Annotated in this window: 17 protein-coding genes; 4 read left to right on the top strand and 13 right to left on the bottom strand. The window is 39.4% G+C overall.

Annotated features, from left to right (window positions below; translation table 11 throughout):
• Positions 1 to 150 precede the first annotated feature (150 nt).
• Positions 151 to 765, top strand: coding sequence for a glutathione binding-like protein (locus GWI59_RS13655; RefSeq protein ID WP_161671475.1), 615 nt, complete (start codon positions 151 to 153; stop codon positions 763 to 765).
• A gap of 66 nt (positions 766 to 831) precedes the next feature.
• A complete protein-coding gene (locus GWI59_RS13650; RefSeq protein ID WP_006533334.1) occupies positions 832 to 1,737 on the top strand; it encodes a TIGR01777 family oxidoreductase in 906 nt (301 codons plus the stop codon).
• A gap of 98 nt (positions 1,738 to 1,835) precedes the next feature.
• Here GWI59_RS13650 and GWI59_RS13645 read toward each other — a convergent pair whose 3' ends face one another.
• From GWI59_RS13645 to GWI59_RS13595, 11 genes are all read right to left on the bottom strand, one after another.
• The gene (locus GWI59_RS13645) at positions 1,836 to 2,417 is read right to left on the bottom strand and encodes a UbiX family flavin prenyltransferase (RefSeq protein ID WP_161724917.1); all 582 of its coding nucleotides are present in this window, start codon (positions 2,415 to 2,417) and stop codon (positions 1,836 to 1,838) included.
• A gap of 119 nt (positions 2,418 to 2,536) precedes the next feature.
• The gene (gene purF / locus GWI59_RS13640) at positions 2,537 to 4,054 is read right to left on the bottom strand and encodes an amidophosphoribosyltransferase (protein WP_109847238.1); all 1,518 of its coding nucleotides are present in this window, start codon (positions 4,052 to 4,054) and stop codon (positions 2,537 to 2,539) included.
• A gap of 30 nt (positions 4,055 to 4,084) precedes the next feature.
• Positions 4,085 to 4,576: a colicin V production protein gene (cvpA, locus tag GWI59_RS13635; protein WP_023581692.1), complete on the bottom strand. Its 492-nt coding sequence runs from the start codon at positions 4,574 to 4,576 to the stop codon at positions 4,085 to 4,087.
• Between the two features lie 185 nt (positions 4,577 to 4,761).
• On the bottom strand, positions 4,762 to 5,412 hold the full coding sequence (gene dedD / locus GWI59_RS13630) for a cell division protein DedD (protein WP_006533341.1): 651 nt from the start codon (positions 5,410 to 5,412) through the stop codon (positions 4,762 to 4,764).
• A complete protein-coding gene (gene folC, locus GWI59_RS13625) occupies positions 5,402 to 6,700 on the bottom strand; it encodes a bifunctional tetrahydrofolate synthase/dihydrofolate synthase (RefSeq protein ID WP_161671474.1) in 1,299 nt (432 codons plus the stop codon). The genes dedD and folC overlap by 11 nt, the downstream gene beginning before the upstream one ends.
• Positions 6,693 to 7,655 (bottom strand): acetyl-CoA carboxylase, carboxyltransferase subunit beta, encoded by a 963-nt coding sequence (gene accD / locus GWI59_RS13620; protein ID WP_161724914.1) that lies wholly within the window; start codon positions 7,653 to 7,655, stop codon positions 6,693 to 6,695. The genes folC and accD overlap by 8 nt, the downstream gene beginning before the upstream one ends.
• Positions 7,656 to 7,824: 169 nt before the next feature.
• Positions 7,825 to 8,526 carry a DedA family protein gene (locus GWI59_RS13615; protein WP_109399883.1) on the bottom strand — a complete coding sequence of 234 codons (702 nt, stop codon included), beginning with the start codon at positions 8,524 to 8,526 and terminating at the stop codon, positions 7,825 to 7,827.
• 24 nt (positions 8,527 to 8,550) lie between these two features.
• Positions 8,551 to 9,435, bottom strand: coding sequence for a tRNA pseudouridine(38-40) synthase TruA (gene truA, locus GWI59_RS13610; protein ID WP_006533347.1), 885 nt, complete (start codon positions 9,433 to 9,435; stop codon positions 8,551 to 8,553).
• Positions 9,435 to 10,445 (bottom strand): aspartate-semialdehyde dehydrogenase, encoded by a 1,011-nt coding sequence (locus GWI59_RS13605; protein ID WP_006533348.1) that lies wholly within the window; start codon positions 10,443 to 10,445, stop codon positions 9,435 to 9,437. The genes truA and GWI59_RS13605 overlap by 1 nt, the downstream gene beginning before the upstream one ends.
• Positions 10,446 to 10,489: 44 nt before the next feature.
• Positions 10,490 to 11,632, bottom strand: a complete 1,143-nt coding sequence (gene pdxB, locus GWI59_RS13600) for a 4-phosphoerythronate dehydrogenase PdxB (protein WP_006533349.1) — start codon at positions 11,630 to 11,632, stop codon at positions 10,490 to 10,492.
• Between the two features lie 149 nt (positions 11,633 to 11,781).
• The gene (locus GWI59_RS13595) at positions 11,782 to 12,564 is read right to left on the bottom strand and encodes an AraC family transcriptional regulator (RefSeq protein ID WP_072063200.1); all 783 of its coding nucleotides are present in this window, start codon (positions 12,562 to 12,564) and stop codon (positions 11,782 to 11,784) included.
• A gap of 121 nt (positions 12,565 to 12,685) precedes the next feature.
• Between GWI59_RS13595 and GWI59_RS13590 the strand changes: the two genes are divergently transcribed.
• Positions 12,686 to 13,606 carry a DMT family transporter gene (locus GWI59_RS13590; RefSeq protein ID WP_161724912.1) on the top strand — a complete coding sequence of 307 codons (921 nt, stop codon included), beginning with the start codon at positions 12,686 to 12,688 and terminating at the stop codon, positions 13,604 to 13,606.
• A gap of 561 nt (positions 13,607 to 14,167) precedes the next feature.
• Here the strand turns inward: GWI59_RS13590 and fabB are convergent.
• The gene (gene fabB, locus GWI59_RS13585; RefSeq protein WP_006533354.1) at positions 14,168 to 15,379 is read right to left on the bottom strand and encodes a beta-ketoacyl-ACP synthase I; all 1,212 of its coding nucleotides are present in this window, start codon (positions 15,377 to 15,379) and stop codon (positions 14,168 to 14,170) included.
• A gap of 205 nt (positions 15,380 to 15,584) precedes the next feature.
• On the opposite strand from fabB, the gene mnmC reads away from it, so the two are divergent.
• The gene (gene mnmC, locus GWI59_RS13580; protein ID WP_109399881.1) at positions 15,585 to 17,633 is read left to right on the top strand and encodes a bifunctional tRNA (5-methylaminomethyl-2-thiouridine)(34)-methyltransferase MnmD/FAD-dependent 5-carboxymethylaminomethyl-2-thiouridine(34) oxidoreductase MnmC; all 2,049 of its coding nucleotides are present in this window, start codon (positions 15,585 to 15,587) and stop codon (positions 17,631 to 17,633) included.
• Positions 17,634 to 17,728: 95 nt separating this feature from the next.
• On the opposite strand, the gene GWI59_RS13575 is transcribed toward mnmC, so the two are convergent.
• Entirely contained in the window at positions 17,729 to 18,277 is a 549-nt protein-coding gene (locus GWI59_RS13575; protein ID WP_109399880.1) for a GNAT family N-acetyltransferase, read from the bottom strand.
• Between the last annotated feature and the right edge of the window lie 59 nt (positions 18,278 to 18,336).

The raw sequence follows: 18,336 nt of genomic DNA, 5'->3' as shown, positions 1-18,336 counted from the left end.
CCTGAATATACCAAAATCACTATTTTTCACCACTACAATAATCATACGTGACTTATTTTATCCATCTTGCACTTTTTTGCTTTTTATGATGTTAAAAGGCAGACTGTGACTATATTGTGTATTTAGTGCCTACTTTATTTTGGAGCTTTTATGATTGATTTATATTATGCAGATACCCCAAATGGCCAAAAAATAACGCTTTTTCTTGAAGAAACAGGCATACCTTATCAGTTACATCGCATCGATATTAGTAAAGGCGATCAATTTAAACCTGAATTTTTAGCCATTTCACCCAATAATAAAATTCCCGCAATTATAGATAACTCACCTATTGATGGAGGTGAACCTATCTCTATTTTTGAATCAGGTGCTATTCTTATCTATCTAGCTGAAAAAAGTGGCAAACTACTCAGTCAACATTTACGAGAAAAAACAACGCAACTACAATGGTTGTTTTGGCAAGTAGGTGGGTTTGGTCCGATGTTGGGACAAAATCACCACTTCACCCGTTATGCCACAGAAAAAGTCCCTTATGCCATTAAGCGTTATACTGAAGAAACACAGCGTCTATATAGCGTATTAGAGAAACGATTAGCACAATCACCTTATCTTGGTGGAGAAGAGTACAGCATTGCGGATATCGCTACATATACATGGGCTCGTTTGCACGATCACCACAATATCGATTTAACAAATTATCCAGCAATTGCTAAATGGCTAAACAACATTAATCAGCGTCCAGCAACGAAAAAAATCTTTAGTTAATACAAGCAATTCATATATCAGGATGATATTTATTCTTTATCAAGCAAGCAGATCAGGAGGATTGTGATGAAAATACTTATCACTGGTGGTACAGGATTAATAGGCAAAGCATTAGTTTGTGAGCTAGCACTCGCCAAGAATGATATTACGGTGCTTTCTCGTTCGCCTCAAAAAGTTTATTCGCATTTTTGTAATGAAATCACCTGCTGGACTCAACTCAACGATAAACAGGATCTTAATGAGTTTGATGCCGTCATTAATCTTGCTGGAGAGCCTATTGCTGATAAACGTTGGACACCCTCTCAAAAACAGAAACTGATTAATAGTCGTTGTCATTTAACCCAGAAATTGGTTGATTTGATTAATGCTAGCGACTCCCCACCCGCTGTTTTTATTTCTGGCTCCGCCGTAGGTTTTTATGGTGATCAAGGTGATACTCGAGTCACAGAAGAGACGCCTGCAAATCCTGAATTTACACATGAGCTTTGTGCTAAATGGGAACGCATTGCACTTGAAGCTCAAACACCATTAACTCGAGTTTGCTTGTTGCGTACAGGGATTGTACTTTCAACTCTCGGTGGCGCACTACCTAAAATGAGTAAACCCTTTAAATTAGGATTAGGTGGCAAATTGGGAAGTGGAAAACAATATATGCCGTGGATCCATATTGATGATATGGTCAGTGCAATTATTTTCTTGCTTAATACTCAAGATGCTAAAGGCGCTTTTAACTTAACAGCACCTAACCCAGTACAAAATAAAGAATTTACTCGTCTATTAGGAAAAGTTTTTAATCGCCCAGCCTTAATGACAGTTCCTGAAAGTGTATTACGTCTAGTGATGGGAGAAAGCGCTACATTGGTGTTAGGCGGGCAACAAGCTATACCTGAAAAATTACTCAGTGCTGGCTTTGAATTTCGTTACCCACACTTAGAAGAGGCATTAAAAGATATTATTACCACAGGAAAATAATCTCTTTTTCTATTCTCAATCAGTTGGAATAAATACTCTAAATAATTCAAGATGCAACGTTGTTGACTACGTTGCATCTTGAAGTATGACGAATATCTTTAGCGAGCAGGTTTATCCCCTTCCCACCGTTGAAATAAATCATCAGGTAAATCAATCTCAAATTGATCAAGCACACGATTAACTGTTTGATTAACAATATCATCAATAGTTTTAGGCTGAAAATAGAAAGCTGGAACTGGTGGCATCATCACTGCACCTAGTTCAGATGCTTGTGTCATCAATCGTAAATGCCCTAAATGAAGCGGTGTTTCACGCACACATAAGACTAGTTTACGCCCTTCTTTAAGTACGACATCAGCTGCACGAGTGACTAAGGTATCTGTATAACTATGAACAATACCTGACAAACTTTTGATAGAACAAGGTAATATGACCATTCCATTGACACGAAATGAGCCAGAAGAGATAGATGCACCAATATCACGATCGTCATAAATCACATCCGCTAAAGCATGAATATCTTTTAGCGAATAATCGGTTTCTAATGAAATAGTACGGCGTGCAGCTTGGCTAATCACTAGATGGGTTTCAACTGACGGCACTGATTTTAGTATCTCTAATAAACGTATACCGTAAATTGCACCACTGGCGCCGGTTAGCCCAACTATCAGCTTTTTCATTATAATCCTCAGAATATATATCTTTGTTAATCATTATGATGATTAACCCTCAAAAAACAAGCGTCGATGCAGAACACACTGACATCGACGCTTTATAAGGGAGATATCTTACCGAAAAATTAGCCTTCGTTATAGATTTCCAAATTTTCTATTTCATTCTGATCACGAATTTTATGTTCATCATCACGACGTAGATTTTCTAAATAATCCAAGTAATCTTGGTCGATATCTTTCGTAACATAAACACCATCAAATACAGAGCATTCAAACTGAGTGATATCAGGATTCTCTTCTTGTACCGCAGCGATTAAATCAGTGAGATCTTGGAAAATAAGTCCATCAGCACCAATTAATTTACGAATTTCATCCACTTCACGTCCATGGGCAATAAGCTCATTGGCATTTGGCATATCAATACCATACACATTCGGGAAGCGAACTTCTGGCGCTGCTGAGGCAAAATAGACTTTCTTCGCACCCGCTTCTCTTGCAAGTTCGACGATTTGCTCTGATGTGGTGCCACGTACAATGGAATCATCAATCAACAGAACATTTTTATCACGAAACTCTGCACGATTTGCATTCAGTTTACGTCTCACTGACTTACGACGCTCTTGCTGACCAGGCATAATAAAAGTACGACCAACGTAGCGATTCTTGACAAAACCTTGGCGATAAGGTTTGTTGAGAATATGCGCAATTTCTAAGGCTATATCGCAAGATGTTTCAGGAATGGGGATCACAACATCAATGTGTAAATCATCCCACTCTTTGGCAATTTTAGCGCCTAATTTCTGCCCCATACGTAAACGTGCATTATAAACTGAAATTTTATCGATAAACGAATCAGGACGAGCAAAATAAACATACTCAAATAAACAAGGAATTAATTGCGGATTTTCGGCACATTGGCGAGTAAAGAGTTGCCCTTGCTCTGTGATATAAATTGCCTCACCCGGTGCAACATCACGCAAGAATTCAAAACCTAAAGTATCAAGCGCAACACTTTCAGATGCGACCATATATTCATGGCGACCATCTTCTAAGGTGCGTTTACCCAATACTAAAGGACGGATACCAAAGGGATCACGAAAAGCCAGTAAACCATGGCCGATAATCAAAGCAACACAAGCATAAGCACCGCGGAGTTTTTTATGCATTGCCGCAACGGCTGCAAAAATATTATCAGGCTCAAGCGGGAAATGGTCAAAACGGTCTAATTCATATGCCAATACATTGAGCAGGATTTCAGAATCAGAGGTGGTATTGATATGGCGACGCGCTGTTTCAAATAATTGGCGACGTAATAAATGCGCATTGGTTAAATTACCATTATGCGCCAACGTAATACCAAAAGGGGAATTCACATAAAAAGGCTGCGCTTCTGATGCACTAGAACTACCCGCTGTTGGGTAACGGACATGCCCTATCCCGATAGTACCTTTTAAACGCAACATATGACGGGTTTCGAACACATCTTTAACCAGTCCGTTTGCTTTGCGAAGACGGAAACCATTGTTACCGTCTATCGTTGCAATGCCTGCTGCATCTTGACCTCGGTGTTGTAACACCGTTAACGCATCATAAATTGATTGGTTTACTGGATTAGCTCCAGCGATACCGACAATACCGCACATGAATAGATCCTCATCAGCCAGACGGAGAGGTTATATTCTCTCCGACACGAAACTTGACGCATTTTGTAGGTAGTCAAAGAACCACCTAATAATATGGTTGAATTGAGGAATAAGCTCAGAACGTTGCCAATCAGCGCTATCTGCCATAGGCGTAAACGCGCCTAAAACAAAAAGTAATGCTGAAACTATCAGCACGCCTCTTAAAGCCCCGAAACAGACCCCCAATACACGATCTGTACCTGATAACCCTGTGCGTTGAACAAGAGAGCTAATCACATAATTCACAACAGCACCGACAATCAGTGTCGCAATAAATAACGTGACTATTGCAATCCCGTTACGAACCAGCTCATCTTCAAACCGGGTAAAATAGACGGCAAGATAAGGATAAAACTGACTAGCAACAAAGAAACCACAACCCCAGGTGATGAGTGACAATGCTTCACGAACAAAGCCACGGATCAGGCTGACTAATGCGGAAAAACCAATAATGGCAATGATGGCGTAATCTATCCAGACCATAAATTCTTTATCCAATAATGATGCTCCGCATTAATACGGAAGCATTCTAACAGAAAACGAAAACGTTTGCGTAATGCTAATTTTCGCTAATTTCAAAATAATTTACGGCGATATGAAAAATCATAATCGCCGCAATAAGTTAACGCTTTGTTACATTACTCATCTGATGACTCGTTTAGAAAAAATTAAGGCTTATATGCCCTTACCTCACCTTGTAAACCCGTAAGCTCTTTTAAATGAGGCAAAATAGCCTGTAATTCTGACTTAGATGCACTAGGACCAATGTAAATTCGAGTCACTTGTCCTGCAACTGGGCGGGCGGGTATGGTATATACTGGATAACCTGAGAAATGCATTTTCGCAATAATTTCTTCTACCTTCGCCGCATTTTTCAACGCACCTAATTGAACAACCCAAGCTTCGCCTTTCGGTGGCTTAGTTTCTTGCACTGGCGGTGTTGGTGGTTGTACGGGTGGAGTCACCACAGTTGGAGACTCTGGTGTAGGCGTTGGTTGTTGTGGTGGTTCTACTGGTGTAACAGGTACAACAGCGGGTGATTCAGGTGTTGTAACGGTAGATTGCTCAACGCCAGTCACTGCTTCAGAAAGCATACCTTCAGATGCACCTTCTGATGGAGTAGAAGGCACTGAGGTTTGCTCTATCGGGGCGATAGATTCTATTTCTTGCTCATCGCCTGGTTTAGGTACTAAAGGAATAGAGGCGAACTGGTCTTCGTTATATTTCTTATCGCCGTCGAGTAGAGCAGGTAAAAAAATAACCCCTACTGCCACCAATACAACGGCACCGACTAAGCGATTTTGAAATTTACTTGCCACCCACACTCTCCTTTTCCAAAAGTTCCATTATATGTGCGACTGTATGAAATGAGCCACAAACCACAACAATATCATTAGGAGCAGCATCAGAGATTGCTTGTTGCCATGCATTTTCAACACTATCGAATACCATTGGCTTATCAAGATGCTGAGCTAACACCTCAGCAGAAGCACCACGAAACTCATTAAGTGGAGCGACATACCAATGATCAGCTAATGGTGTTAAGCACGCTAATGTTCCTGCAATATCTTTATCACCCAGCATACCAACAACAATACGCACCTGAGTATCAGATTTTTGTGGTAATTGTGATAATTTTTCCGCTAAATATCCTGCAGCATGAGGATTATGAGCCACATCAAAGATAACCAGAGGATGTTGCGAAATTACCTGAAAACGACCCGGTAATTGTGCATGGGACATACCTTCGACAATACTTTGTTCTGTTATTGCTTGGCTGACTTTGTCATCAGATCTGAGCAAGCAACAAATAACTCCCATTGCTGTCGCCGCATTTGCTAGCGGAATATTAGGGATTGGTAACGCATCAAATTCACAGTCAACACAACGCCAATGCCAGTGCTCACCTTCAATAGCAAAAGACCAATCCGTTCCTCGACGGAAAAGCTTAGCGTGTTTTTCATTGGCAACTTGGGCTATGGAATGAGGCATATCCGGTTCACCCACAACAGCGTAGTGATTAGCACGGAAAATACCGGCTTTCTCGTGACCAATATGTTCTCTATCTGCACCTAACCAATCCGTATGATCGAGTGCAATACTAGTGATAGCCGCAATATCTGCATCAACGATATTCGTCGCATCTAATCGGCCACCTAATCCTACCTCAAGAATAACCACATCAAGTTGCGCTTGTTGAAATAGCTTCAGCGCAGCCAGAGTGCCATATTCAAAAAAAGTCAGCGAAATATCGCCTCTAGCTTGTTCAATTTCTGCAAAAACTTCGCAAAAAGCACCTTCGGAAAGTTCTTTGCCTTGAATACGAACGCGTTCTGTATAACGAACAAGATGAGGGGAACTATAAACGCCGACTTTCAATCCTGATGCCATCAAGATTGATTCGAGCATATGACAGGTTGTGCCTTTTCCATTTGTACCCGAGACAGTGATTACCTTAGGTGCAGGACGTAACACATTTAATATTTTTCCTACCTTGCCTACTCGTTCTAACCCCATATCAATAGCGCTGGAGTGTAAATGTTCAAGATAAGAAAGCCACACCGACAAAGGCGATGTGGCTTTAGGAGCAGTTATGATATTAGACATCTTCTTTTTTATTCGTTTCGATGTTAATTTCTGGCTCGTTATCTGTAGATTCAATTTCATCAGCAATCATTTCTTCACTAATGATTTCATCTTCATCTTCAACTAAATCATACTGAGTCAGCTTAGCCAGTAATTCAGCTAGTTCATCACGCATTTCAGGGCGGCGAATAATCATATCAATCGCCCCTTTTTCTAGCAGGAACTCACTACGTTGGAAACCAGCAGGTAGCTTTTCACGTACTGTTTGCTCAATAACTCGAGGACCTGCAAAACCAATCAGTGCTTTAGGTTCAGCAACATTGATATCACCTAACATCGCTAGACTTGCAGAAACGCCCCCCATTGTAGGGTCAGTCATGACAGAAATATAAGGTAAGCCACGTTCCTGCATTTTTGCTAATGCTGCACTGGTTTTTGCCATTTGCATTAATGACATCAGCGCTTCTTGCATACGAGCGCCACCACTTGCAGAGAAGCAAACTAATGGGCAGTTATCTTCTAGTGCTTGTTCAACAGCACGAACAAAACGCGCCCCTACAACAGAAGCCATTGAACCACCCATAAACGCAAACTCAAAGGATGCAGCAACAACTGGCATCTTTTTTAGCGTTCCTTTCATAACAACTAATGCATCTTTTTCTTGCGTTTGTTTTTGAGCAACGCTAATTCTGTCTTTATATTTTTTAGAGTCGCGGAATTTCAGAATATCTTTAGGTTCTAATTCGCTACCTAATTCTGTTGTGCTTCCTGTATCAAGGAAAGTCTCAAGGCGACGGCGCGCTGAAATGCGCATATGGTGATCACATTTAGGACAAACCTCTAAATTACGCTCTAATTCTGCGCGATAGAGTACCTGTCCACAGCTATCACATTTAGTCCAAACCCCTTCCGGGATATTGGCTTTACGTGAACTTGTGATAGTGCTTTTATTTAGAATTTTTTCAATCCAGCTCATTAACGGACCTTTTCGTCTGAATCTGACCTTCGCCAGTAAAATTATTGTGAGCGTATCAACCACAATGCACTGGCTGTGTGGTTAGCAAAGTTTATGATGATACCGCTTACTGAATTTCAGCGCATCTCTTTATTATGGCTATTCTACGGCAAAAACTAATGATAACTGCTCAAACCTCTTTGCTATCACTTTCTTTCTTCGCTTTTGCGCTCGCTCTGCGATGGCGTATGATCTCAATGACGCCCGGTAAAATAGAAATAACAATAATGGCAACAATTAGCAATTTTAAGTTCTTTTGAACTATATCTAAGTCACCAAAAAAGTATCCCGCATAAGTAAATAGCAGTACCCATGCAATTGCCCCAGTAACATTATAAAAGGCAAAATGACGATATGACATTTTTCCCATTCCTGCAACGAATGGCGCAAAAGTTCGGATAATCGGCACGAATCTTGCCAAAATAATCGCCTTACCACCATGTTTTTCATAAAAAGCATGGGTCTTATCCAGATATTCACGACGGAAAATACGTGAATTAGGCTTACTAAATAGCTTTTCGCCAAAAAGTCGCCCTATAGAATAGTTTACTGCATCACCTAAAATGGCAGCACAAAGTAGCAGTAAAACCATAATATGGACATTCACATCATTGGTTTCTAATGAAGCTAAAGCGCCAGCAACGAATAATAAGGAGTCTCCAGGTAAGAAAGGTGTTACCACAAGCCCTGTTTCACAAAAAACAATTAGAAACAAAATGGCATAGACCCATGTACCATATTGCGCGACAAGCTCTGCTAAATGCGCATCAATATGTAAAATAAAATCAATTAGAAATTTTATCAGATCAACAAATTGCGTTAATATATCCATAAATCCTCAGAAAACTGGGTGTCTTTATGATTGAGATATCTCAATAGGGTTATCCGCTAAAAATAGTGGGCCCATTGCAGGTTTTGGTAATTCAAAATGATCAGGATAATCCACAGAAACTAAATACAATCCATTCGCTTTAGCTGTTGCAGCGGCTTTAGTTCTGTCTTTTAAGGCTAATAATTCAGCCATCCAAGTAATATCCTGATTGCCACACCCTATTTCTAAAAGGCTGCCAACAATATTTCTCACCATATGATGAACAAACGCATTCGCTTTAATGTCCACAACAACATAGTCACCATATCGAGAAACATTGATATGCATAACGTTACGCCATGGCGTTCGCGATTGACATTGAACGGCTCTAAAAGAGGTAAAATCGTTTTCACCCAGTAAACATTGCGCAGCTTGGTGCATACGCTCAGCATCTAAAGGGTAATGAAAATGCGTCACTCCAGATGATAATATAGCGGGACGATAGCGATGATTAAAAATAACATAGCGATAACGTCTTGCCGTTGCACTAAAGCGAGCATGAAAATCATCAGCAACTGTTTTTACCCAACGTACAGCGATATCCGCAGGTAAATGAGTGTTAACTCCCATTGTCCATGCGGGATCTTTGCGGTGCGCAGTTGTTTCAAAATGGACAACTTGTCCCGTTGCATGTACGCCAGCATCAGTTCTTCCCGCACAAAACACAGATATAGGCTCATTAGCCACTTGTGAAAGTGCTTTTTCTAGCCGTTCTTGTACACTGCGCACTTCATTTTGGCGTTGCCAGCCATAATAGCGACTACCATCATATTCAACGCCTAAAGCAATTTTGATTGTTGTGCTTTCAGAAGTAACCGCTGACTCAGTCAAAGGCTGTTCTGCCACTTCAGCACTCACTTGCGCATTCATTAGTAAAACTGCTCCTGCATTAATTGCTCTGCTACTTCAACAGCCATTAATGCCCCGCCAAAGCGCACGTTATCTGCTACTGACCAAAATTGCAAAGCTTCTGGCATACCATAATCATTACGGAAACAGCCTAAATTCAAACTCACATTACCAGATGCATCAGTGACTTGTGTTGGAAAATCATTTTCATCACTGATATTAAGATCTTCACTTTCTTGTAATGTTTCACGTGCTTCATCACTTCCCATTGGGCGTGAGGTTTCTAATTGTACTGACTGTGCATTACCATAGAAAACAGGCGCTTGCAGTGTAGTCACAGAAATTGGCAAGCCTTCATCTTGTAAAATTTTACGAATTTGATCAACCATACGACGCTCTTCTTGTATAGAACCTTCGTCATCAACCATTAAAGGTAAAATATTAAATGCCAATTGCTTATTAAAACGGCCTAATTCAGGAGGAATACCGTTAAGTAAACGAGCACTTTGCCCTGCGAGTTCATCTACGGCTTGTTTCCCAAAACGAGAAACAGACATTAAGTTAGTCACACTAAGGCGCGTTAAACCCGCAGACTCTGTTAGTGGATTAATGGCACGTAATAATTGGCTCACCATGCTATCAGCAATAGAAACAATATTACGCGTACGATATTCCGCTAACATTGCACTGTTCACACCAGGAACAACCAATGGCACATCCCAATCCATTGCAAAGATGCCACTACAATCAATAACAATACAGCCAGCATCAGCGGCTTGTTGTGCGTATTGCGCACTAATTTCTGTTGGCGCCGCAAAAAAAGCTAATTGAATATCTGCCCATTCGATATTGTAAATACCTTGAACAGCAACACTTTTACTGTTTACACGCACTGATTTTCCAATACTGTCTTCACTTGCGATTGCCGTCAGTTCACCAATGGGAAATTCACGCTCTTGTAGCAGTTCTAAAATCGCTTCACCAACAGCGCCTGTTGCACCAACAACTGCGATATTCCAACCTTCTCCCATAAGATATCCTCCAATACCATAAATTTTAAAAATAATGTTGTGCTTTATTTGCGTGTCGCACTTTTGTATGTAGCACTAAAACCAATCGCACTTAATGTATTGGCCGTGGTTTGGTTATCACAAATTACATGTAGTGAAGACCATTCACGACGTACAGGATAAAGTTTGCGTAATTTATCAAACTCCCCTTTTATACCTGCTACCTTTCGTAATGGCGCATCATCACGACGCACATCATAAACAAGGTGGATCAGTTGTTTTAAAAGTGTTTGTGTTAACTCACCTTGTATTGAAATTGTTGAAATAGTCGGTGCTGGCAACAAGGTTGATAATTCAACTTGTTGAGGCTGTCCAATAAAATCACAGTAAGCCTCAAATACTTGTGTTGTACCGCGTGCTTTGCCTTCTAAGGTATAACCCGCAATATGTGGGGTACCTATATCGACTTTATTTAATAATTCAATAGAAAGATCAGGCTCTGGCTCCCAAACATCTAATACCACACGTAAAGATTTACCTTTCTCGAGTACAGACAATAATGCTTGATTATCAACAACCTCGCCACGACTCGCATTAATTAAAATACGTCCTTCAGGTAATTTTTCGAGGTTGCTCTCATTAATTAAATGATAACTTTTGTATGGACCTGATTTATTGAGAGGTGTATGGAAAGTCAGAATGTCCGCTTTTTCTAATAGCGTTTCCAATGAATGAAATTCTTCATTATCACCATTATCTGCTCTAGGTGGATCGCAAAGTAATACATTGACACCCAATGCACGTAAACGTGTAGCTAACCGTCCACCTACATTTCCCACCCCCACAATACCGACGACTTTATCGGTTAATTGGAAGCCATCTTGCTCTGCTAGCATCATCAGTGCCGAAAACACATATTCAACGACCGCAATAGCATTACAGCCTGGGGCTGATGAAAAACCAATTTGTTGCTGTTCTAACCATGAAATATCGACATGATCGAAACCCGCAGTCGCCGTTCCAACAAATTTCACTGGCTTGCCTGATAATAAGGATTCATTGACTTTAGTAATTGATCTCACCATTAAGGCATCAGAATCATTAAGCTCATCAGTAGGTAATGGGCGCCCAGAAACAGCTTTTACCTCACCTAATTGGCGGAAAAGTTGTTCCGCATAAGGCATATTTTCATCAACCAGAATTTTCACGGTGTTATCTCACTGATTTGGTATTTATGTGTGTAAACAATCAATCGAAAAATAAAATTAAGCGGTCTATTTTGCCACTTATTCACCGCAAAGCCTATTATTGACAGTAAAATCCACCTAGATTTTAAGTAAATAAATGAAAAGAAAGCTTAACAATTAGGTAATCGACGAAAACGTTCGGGTGTTGTACCAGCAAATTGTTGAAACATCGCAATAAAAGAAGATGAAGAGCTATATCCAACATCAAATGCAATTTCATTCACACTTTTCCCTTGCTCTAGTAAAGAAATTGCATGTAAAAAGCGTAGACGTTTACGCCATTCACTAAATGACATACCTAATTCTTGTTGGCAACGACGAGAGAGTGTTCTTTCTGAGGTATAACGTTTTTTAGCCCATTCCTCTAATGAGGTATTATCCGCTGGATCCTGCTCTAATACAGAAAGTATGGGAGCAAGTAATTTATCTTTAGAAGAAGGTAAGTAAGTATGATGTATTGGCGAAACTTTAAGTTGATCAATCAATACTTGGGCTAAGCGAAAATCTTCTTCTGTTTGTGGTTTACACACACCACGATGAAAGAAGTCGGAAAATATGGTTGAAAAAATAGCACTTAATTGGATCAAACAAGGTTTATCTAATAATCCATCACACCAACTTGGCGCGATATCTAACACTTTAAAAGAGAGCGTTTTTTTATTGTAACTAGCGTGCCCTATATTTTTGGGGATCCATACACTAAATTCTGGTGGTGCTAAAAACCGCTGTCCTCCGGCTTCTAAATCCATGACACCAGAGATCACATAAAGTAACTGACCAAAGTCATGCTGATGATAAACAAACTCAGTTTCAGCTAATAGTTGCTCATCACGAAATCGGACTGTATCTGGATCAGACAATAACCATTGCATTTTTTGTTGTTCAATTGTCATCGTTATGTTGTTCTCTTGTCATGTTGTCTTTATTGGCCTATCTGTTGTCTGGTTTTCATTATATATATCTAATCAGACAAGCTTACAATAGCAACCTGGTTTAAAAATAGATGTGAGAACAATGAAAAACGCAATATTTCCGCTTTTAGCGGTACTGATCTGGTCCATTAATGCCGTCGTAAATAAAGCAGCTGCGTCTGTTATCGATCCTGCGGCTATCTCTTTTTATCGTTGGTTTCTCGCCTTTTTAATTATGACACCTTTTTTGATTATGCCAGTTTGGCATCATCGTAAAACCGTCAAACAATATTGGTGGAAATTATTTATTCTTGGTGCATTAGGAATGGTGATGTACCAGAGTTTGGCTTATTATGCTGCACATTATGTTAGCGCAACATTTATGGGGATACTAAATTCTCTTATCCCATTATTAACCGTCATTATTAGTATTTTTGTTTTACGTGTTGTACCTACGGTAGGTATTGTTTTAGGCACTGTGCTTTCAATTAGTGGCTTAGTTTGGCTAATTAGCCGTGGCGAACCCTCTCAGTTACTTTCCCAAGGCTTGGGTTATGGTGAATTGATGATGTTTATAGCTTCGGCGTCATACGCTCTTTATGGTGTATTAACAAAACGATGGTCAATCACACTACCTAACTGGCAATCACTTTATGTGCAAATTGGATTTGGTGTTCTGTTATTATTGCCAAACTTCTTTCTTGCCGAAAGTGTTGCATTAACAAAAGATAATATTGGATTGGTTATCTTTGCAGGTATCGGAGCTTCTATTCTTGCACCTTATCTGTGGATTTTAGGTGTGATGAAATTAGGTGCAAACACAACCTCTATTTTTATGAACCTAATGCCATTATTTACTGCAATGATTGCTATCGCACTTCTTGGTGAAGAAATGCATAGTTATCACTTAATGGGTGGGGGGATTGTGTTACTAGGTGTGCTCTTAGTGCAACAACTTAGAACACCACTAAATTTCCGACGTCAGTCTGCTCAAAAAAAAGCAGATTGTCATCAGGAGATGTGAGTCAATGTCAAAAAGACAACAATAAAAAATGCCGGCTAAATTCTTAGCCGGTCACATTCATAATGTTCGGTTTAATAAATAAAACTGACACAAGAAATCAAAGTATAAAATATAAAGTAATACAAGTATCCGTAGCAAACATTACCAACTTTTATATTAAATAGCTTCTACTTATTCATAATAAAATAATCCAGATCAATTTTTTACAGCTCTTTTTGTCCTATTAGCCCTTTCTATTAACCTAACTTCATATAAAACAAAACATTTAGTGATTTTAGTTACAATAAAATCAAACGATTGAAATAAAACACAATTGACTTTATTTAATCATTTAAAACAATTAGTTATAAAAAACCATCTATTTTTTAGAATAATAAAAATAAGTAACTATTAGAAAGGCTTTTTAAAGATTATTTATATAATCTTTTTTAAATATTTTTTTATGCGAAAAGTATCTTTATTAGAATAATAATTTATTTTAACTTGTGATTTTAAAATAAAAAGGCAGACTCCATTAAAATGAAGCCTGCTTTTTTAATAAGAAAGTATAAGTATAACCAACTAATTTTTATATTTACTCATGACTAATGAAGCATTAGTACCACCAAAACCAAAGCTATTTGACATTACAGTCTCCAACTTCTGTTCTGTTGGCTGAGTAATGATATTCATACCTTGTGCTTTATCGTCTAATTCTTCAATATTAATGCTTGGTGCAATAAAACCGTGCTCTAACATCAATAAGCTATAAATTGCTTCATGTACACCAGCCGCACCTAATGAGTGGCCAGTCATCGCTTTAGTGGCTGAAATAGCTGGTGTATGTGTACCAAATACTTCAGTGATAGCTTCCAACTCTTTTAAATCACCCACTGGCGTTGAAGTACCATGTGTATTGATGTAATCAACTTTCTCAACATCTTGCATTGCCATTTGCATACAACGCACAGCACCTTCACCTGAAGGAGCAACCATATCTGCGCCATCGGAAGTTGCACCATAACCCACAACTTCAGCATAAATATGTGCGCCACGCGCTAATGCGTGCTCTAACTCTTCAACAACCACAATACCGCCACCACCAGCGATAACAAAACCATCACGGTTTTTATCGTAAGTACGGGAAGCTTTACTTGGTGTGTCGTTATATTTGGTTGAAAGTGCGCCCATTGCGTCAAATTCGCAGGTCATTTCCCAACTTAACTCTTCGCCACCACCTGCAAACACAACGTCTTGTTTGCCTAATTGGATAAGCTCAACGGCGTGACCAATACAGTGTGCTGATGTTGAACAAGCAGAACTGATTGAATAGTTAACGCCTTTAATTTTAAAAGGTGTTGCTAAACACGCTGAAACACCCGATGCCATTGCACGAGTCACCATATAAGGACCTACGCCACGTAGACCTTTTGCTCTCATGCCATCAGAACCTTGAACCTGATTACGTGGAGAACCACCACCAGACCCTACGACTAAACCTGAACGAATATTAGAAACTTGGTCTTCACTCAGACCTGAATCTGCTATCGCTTCTTGCATAGATAAATAGGCATAAACCGATGCGTCGCTCATAAAACGGCGGATTTTACGGTCAATAAGACCTTCAGTATCAAGCTTAACGTTGCCCCAAATGTGGCTACGAAGCCCCATCTCTTTAAATTCTTCTGAGAAAGTTATCCCGGAACGACCTTCTTTTAAAGAATCCAGCACTTCTTTCTGGTTATTACCAATGCTCGAAACAATACCCAGACCCGTGATCACTGCGCGCTTCATTCATACCTCTTTACAATAATAGTTGTAGCTGCGGGATTTCTGAGTAGCACTTTAGCGTACAGTTGTACGCCGAACAAGTCCGATCAGGATCTTTTTTACAAAAATAGAGATAGGCTGATAAAACACTTTTCCCTTTAAGGCTGGTACAGACTACCTAACGGCGCTAAGATATCTGTTAATTTTTTCGAGAAATACAGGCAGTTCCGTGAATAATAGCCCGATAAATACCGCGTCTTTAAGTTGGAATGAACTTGGTACACCTATCTCTGAGCAATTTGGCGATATTTACTTTTCAAACCAAGACGGTCTAGAAGAAACTCGACATGTGTTCTTACATGGAAATCATTTTCCATCACGTTTCGGTACACATGTACGCTCTGAATGTATTATCGCAGAAACAGGTTTTGGTACTGGGCTTAATTTTTTAACACTATGGCAAGCTTTCGAGCAATTTAGACAAGCATCGCCTGACTCTTGTTTAAAACGTCTTCATTATGTAAGTTTTGAGAAATTTCCTCTTACAAAAAGTGACTTACAATCTGCGCATGGTCATTGGCCTGAACTCGAAAAATATTCACAAGCGCTTTGTTCTCAATGGCCATTAGCTATTGCGGGTTGCCACCGCATTATCCTTGCTGATGGGACAATTACACTGGATTTATGGTTTGGTGATATCAACATCTTGTTACCGCAAACTCGCCAAGCATTACATAACAAAGTGGATGCATGGTTCTTAGATGGTTTTGCTCCTTCGAAAAACCCACAGATGTGGAGTGAAACGCTCTTCCAATCAATGGCTGACTCAATGAGAGAAAACGGCACATTTGCAACATTTACCGCTGCCGGGATTGTCAAACGAGGTTTACAACGTGTTGGTTTTGAGATAACTAAAATCAAAGGATTTGGGCAAAAAAGAGAGATGCTGACAGGTGTATTCCCTCATTCTCCCACCCCTGAATATCTACCTTATTATGCACGGCCTCATGCAACACAAGCACAAGATATCGCTATTATAGGCGGGGGTATTGCTAGCACCTTTATCGCACTTTCTTGCTTAAGAAGAGGCGCCAATGTCACCTTATATTGTGAAGATAAACAACCTGCAACTAATGCCTCAGGCAATCGACAAGGCGTGTTATATCCATTACTCAATGGCAAATCCGATGAACTAGAGCAATTTTTTACAACCGCATTTCTATTCGCTCATCGCACTTATGACAATCTGAGTAAAGCAGGCATTCCTTTTTCACATCAATGGTCTGGTGTTGCTCAGGTTATTTATAACGAGAAAGTTCGTAAAAAAGCACAGAGAATTATGGATAATTCCATACCTTTTGCTCAAATAGCGTGTTACCTCAATGAAGATGAAGTTAATAAAATCAGCGGAATAGATATTAATTGTGATGCATTGTTTTATCCACAAGCCGGCTGGCTTTCCCCGACTGAGCTCACAATCAATACATTAAAATATGCTGAAAAATTAGGCTTAACGTTGCGCTTTAATCATCAAGTCACTCAAATAAGTGCACAGGATACATCTTGGTGCTTAGATGTTGTTCATCATGATGGAGAGAGTACGATACATCTTCAATCACAACATGATTGCGTTATTTTGGCAAATGGCCATAGAATTATAGACTTTACTCAAAGTGCCAAATTACCCATTAGCGCAGTCAGAGGCCAAGTTAGTCATATTCCAACAACAAAAACATTATCAAAGCTAAAAACCGTTCTTTGTTATGATGGCTATTTTACACCGGTTGATAACCAAGATAATTTGCATTGTGTAGGGGCAAGCTTTCGTCGCGATCGCTTAGATTTAGCTATCTCAACTCAAGAGCAAGAAAACAACCAAGCTCATCTTATACAGTGTTTAGCCAAAGCACCTTGGGTTAAAGAAGTTGATTTTAGCCAAAATAAAGCGCGAATAGGTATTCGTTGTACTATTCGCGATCACCTACCGTTATTAGGTGAAGTGCCTGATTTTGAAAAATTGCGAGTAGCATACACGCATTTAGATAGATTTAAGCGTAGAAGACAAACTCCCGCTTTAGCACCTGCTTATCATCAACTTTATATTATCAGTGCATTAGGCTCTCGTGGATTATGTTCAGCACCTTTATCCGCCGAAATTCTTGCAAGCCAAATTTTTGATGAACCTTTTCCAGTTGAAGATAATGTGTTGAATGCCTTACACCCTAATCGTTTTTGGGTAAGAGCATTACTGCGAGGAAAATCAATTGAAGTGAAATAAAGGTATAAGCAGCCGGCCTTGGTTGCTTAGCTCGCATATTTTTACTTTTTACTCCACTCATTGTGAGATCCGACATCATCGCATCAAAAGAGAAACTAAACCTCAAACTTCATTGCACAGCGCATTTCTTTTACAAAACCCCCACTTTCAACTTCATCATCTAAGATTTCTTGCAAAGAATGAGGAATTTCGTTTTCAGGTAAAATAGAAAAACCTAAACGTTGATAATACGGTGCATTCCAAGGAACATGGCGAAATGTTGTCAACGTAACAGCATCAAACTTATGTAGTTTGGCTTCATCTTTTACTTTTTGAATAAGTAATTTACCAATTCCTCTATTTTGCCAGTCTTGACTCACTGAGAGTTCATGAATAAATAAACTTTCTGGTAATGGCTTCGTCATAATAAAACCGACGGGATCATTCTCACTATTAACAGCTACCCAATGCCCTTTATGGTTAATAAAGAGTAAATGTTTTTCAACGCTTTGTACGCCACTTTCGCTTATCCAACTTAAATCTTCTAAGGTGCTAAATAATTGCCCTGCTGATTGCTCGATAATAGGTAATTTAATTGCATCATCAATTTGTGTGGGGCGAAGAGTAATATCGTTATTTTTTATTTTGGTTTGTGTTGTTGTCATAGAGATTTCCAGTGATGTTCTTATTCTTTAGTGAATTAAATACGTTAAAAAAGCCACCC

This window comes from Proteus sp. G2673, assembly GCF_009915125.1.
Lineage (GTDB): Bacteria > Pseudomonadota > Gammaproteobacteria > Enterobacterales > Enterobacteriaceae > Proteus > Proteus penneri.
This window is presented reverse-complemented; position numbering and strand designations above follow the sequence as displayed.

Excerpts from the sequence above, each read along its gene's own strand:
- GWI59_RS13645 (WP_161724917.1), bottom strand. The coding sequence starts at position 2,417 with ATGAAAAAGCTGATAGTTGGGCTAACCGGCGCCAGTGGTGCAATTTAC.
- purF (WP_109847238.1), bottom strand. The coding sequence starts at position 4,054 with ATGTGCGGTATTGTCGGTATCGCTGGAGCTAATCCAGTAAACCAATCA.
- GWI59_RS13650 (WP_006533334.1), top strand. The coding sequence starts at position 832 with ATGAAAATACTTATCACTGGTGGTACAGGATTAATAGGCAAAGCATTA.
- GWI59_RS13575 (WP_109399880.1), bottom strand. The coding sequence starts at position 18,277 with ATGACAACAACACAAACCAAAATAAAAAATAACGATATTACTCTTCGC.
- GWI59_RS13590 (WP_161724912.1), top strand. The coding sequence starts at position 12,686 with ATGAAAAACGCAATATTTCCGCTTTTAGCGGTACTGATCTGGTCCATT.
- folC (WP_161671474.1), bottom strand. The coding sequence starts at position 6,700 with ATGTCTAATATCATAACTGCTCCTAAAGCCACATCGCCTTTGTCGGTG.
- GWI59_RS13605 (WP_006533348.1), bottom strand. The coding sequence starts at position 10,445 with ATGGGAGAAGGTTGGAATATCGCAGTTGTTGGTGCAACAGGCGCTGTT.
- fabB (WP_006533354.1), bottom strand. The coding sequence starts at position 15,379 with ATGAAGCGCGCAGTGATCACGGGTCTGGGTATTGTTTCGAGCATTGGT.
- accD (WP_161724914.1), bottom strand. The coding sequence starts at position 7,655 with ATGAGCTGGATTGAAAAAATTCTAAATAAAAGCACTATCACAAGTTCA.
- truA (WP_006533347.1), bottom strand. The coding sequence starts at position 9,435 with ATGAATGCGCAAGTGAGTGCTGAAGTGGCAGAACAGCCTTTGACTGAG.
- GWI59_RS13615 (WP_109399883.1), bottom strand. The coding sequence starts at position 8,526 with ATGGATATATTAACGCAATTTGTTGATCTGATAAAATTTCTAATTGAT.
- GWI59_RS13595 (WP_072063200.1), bottom strand. The coding sequence starts at position 12,564 with ATGACAATTGAACAACAAAAAATGCAATGGTTATTGTCTGATCCAGAT.
- GWI59_RS13655 (WP_161671475.1), top strand. The coding sequence starts at position 151 with ATGATTGATTTATATTATGCAGATACCCCAAATGGCCAAAAAATAACG.
- cvpA (WP_023581692.1), bottom strand. The coding sequence starts at position 4,576 with ATGGTCTGGATAGATTACGCCATCATTGCCATTATTGGTTTTTCCGCA.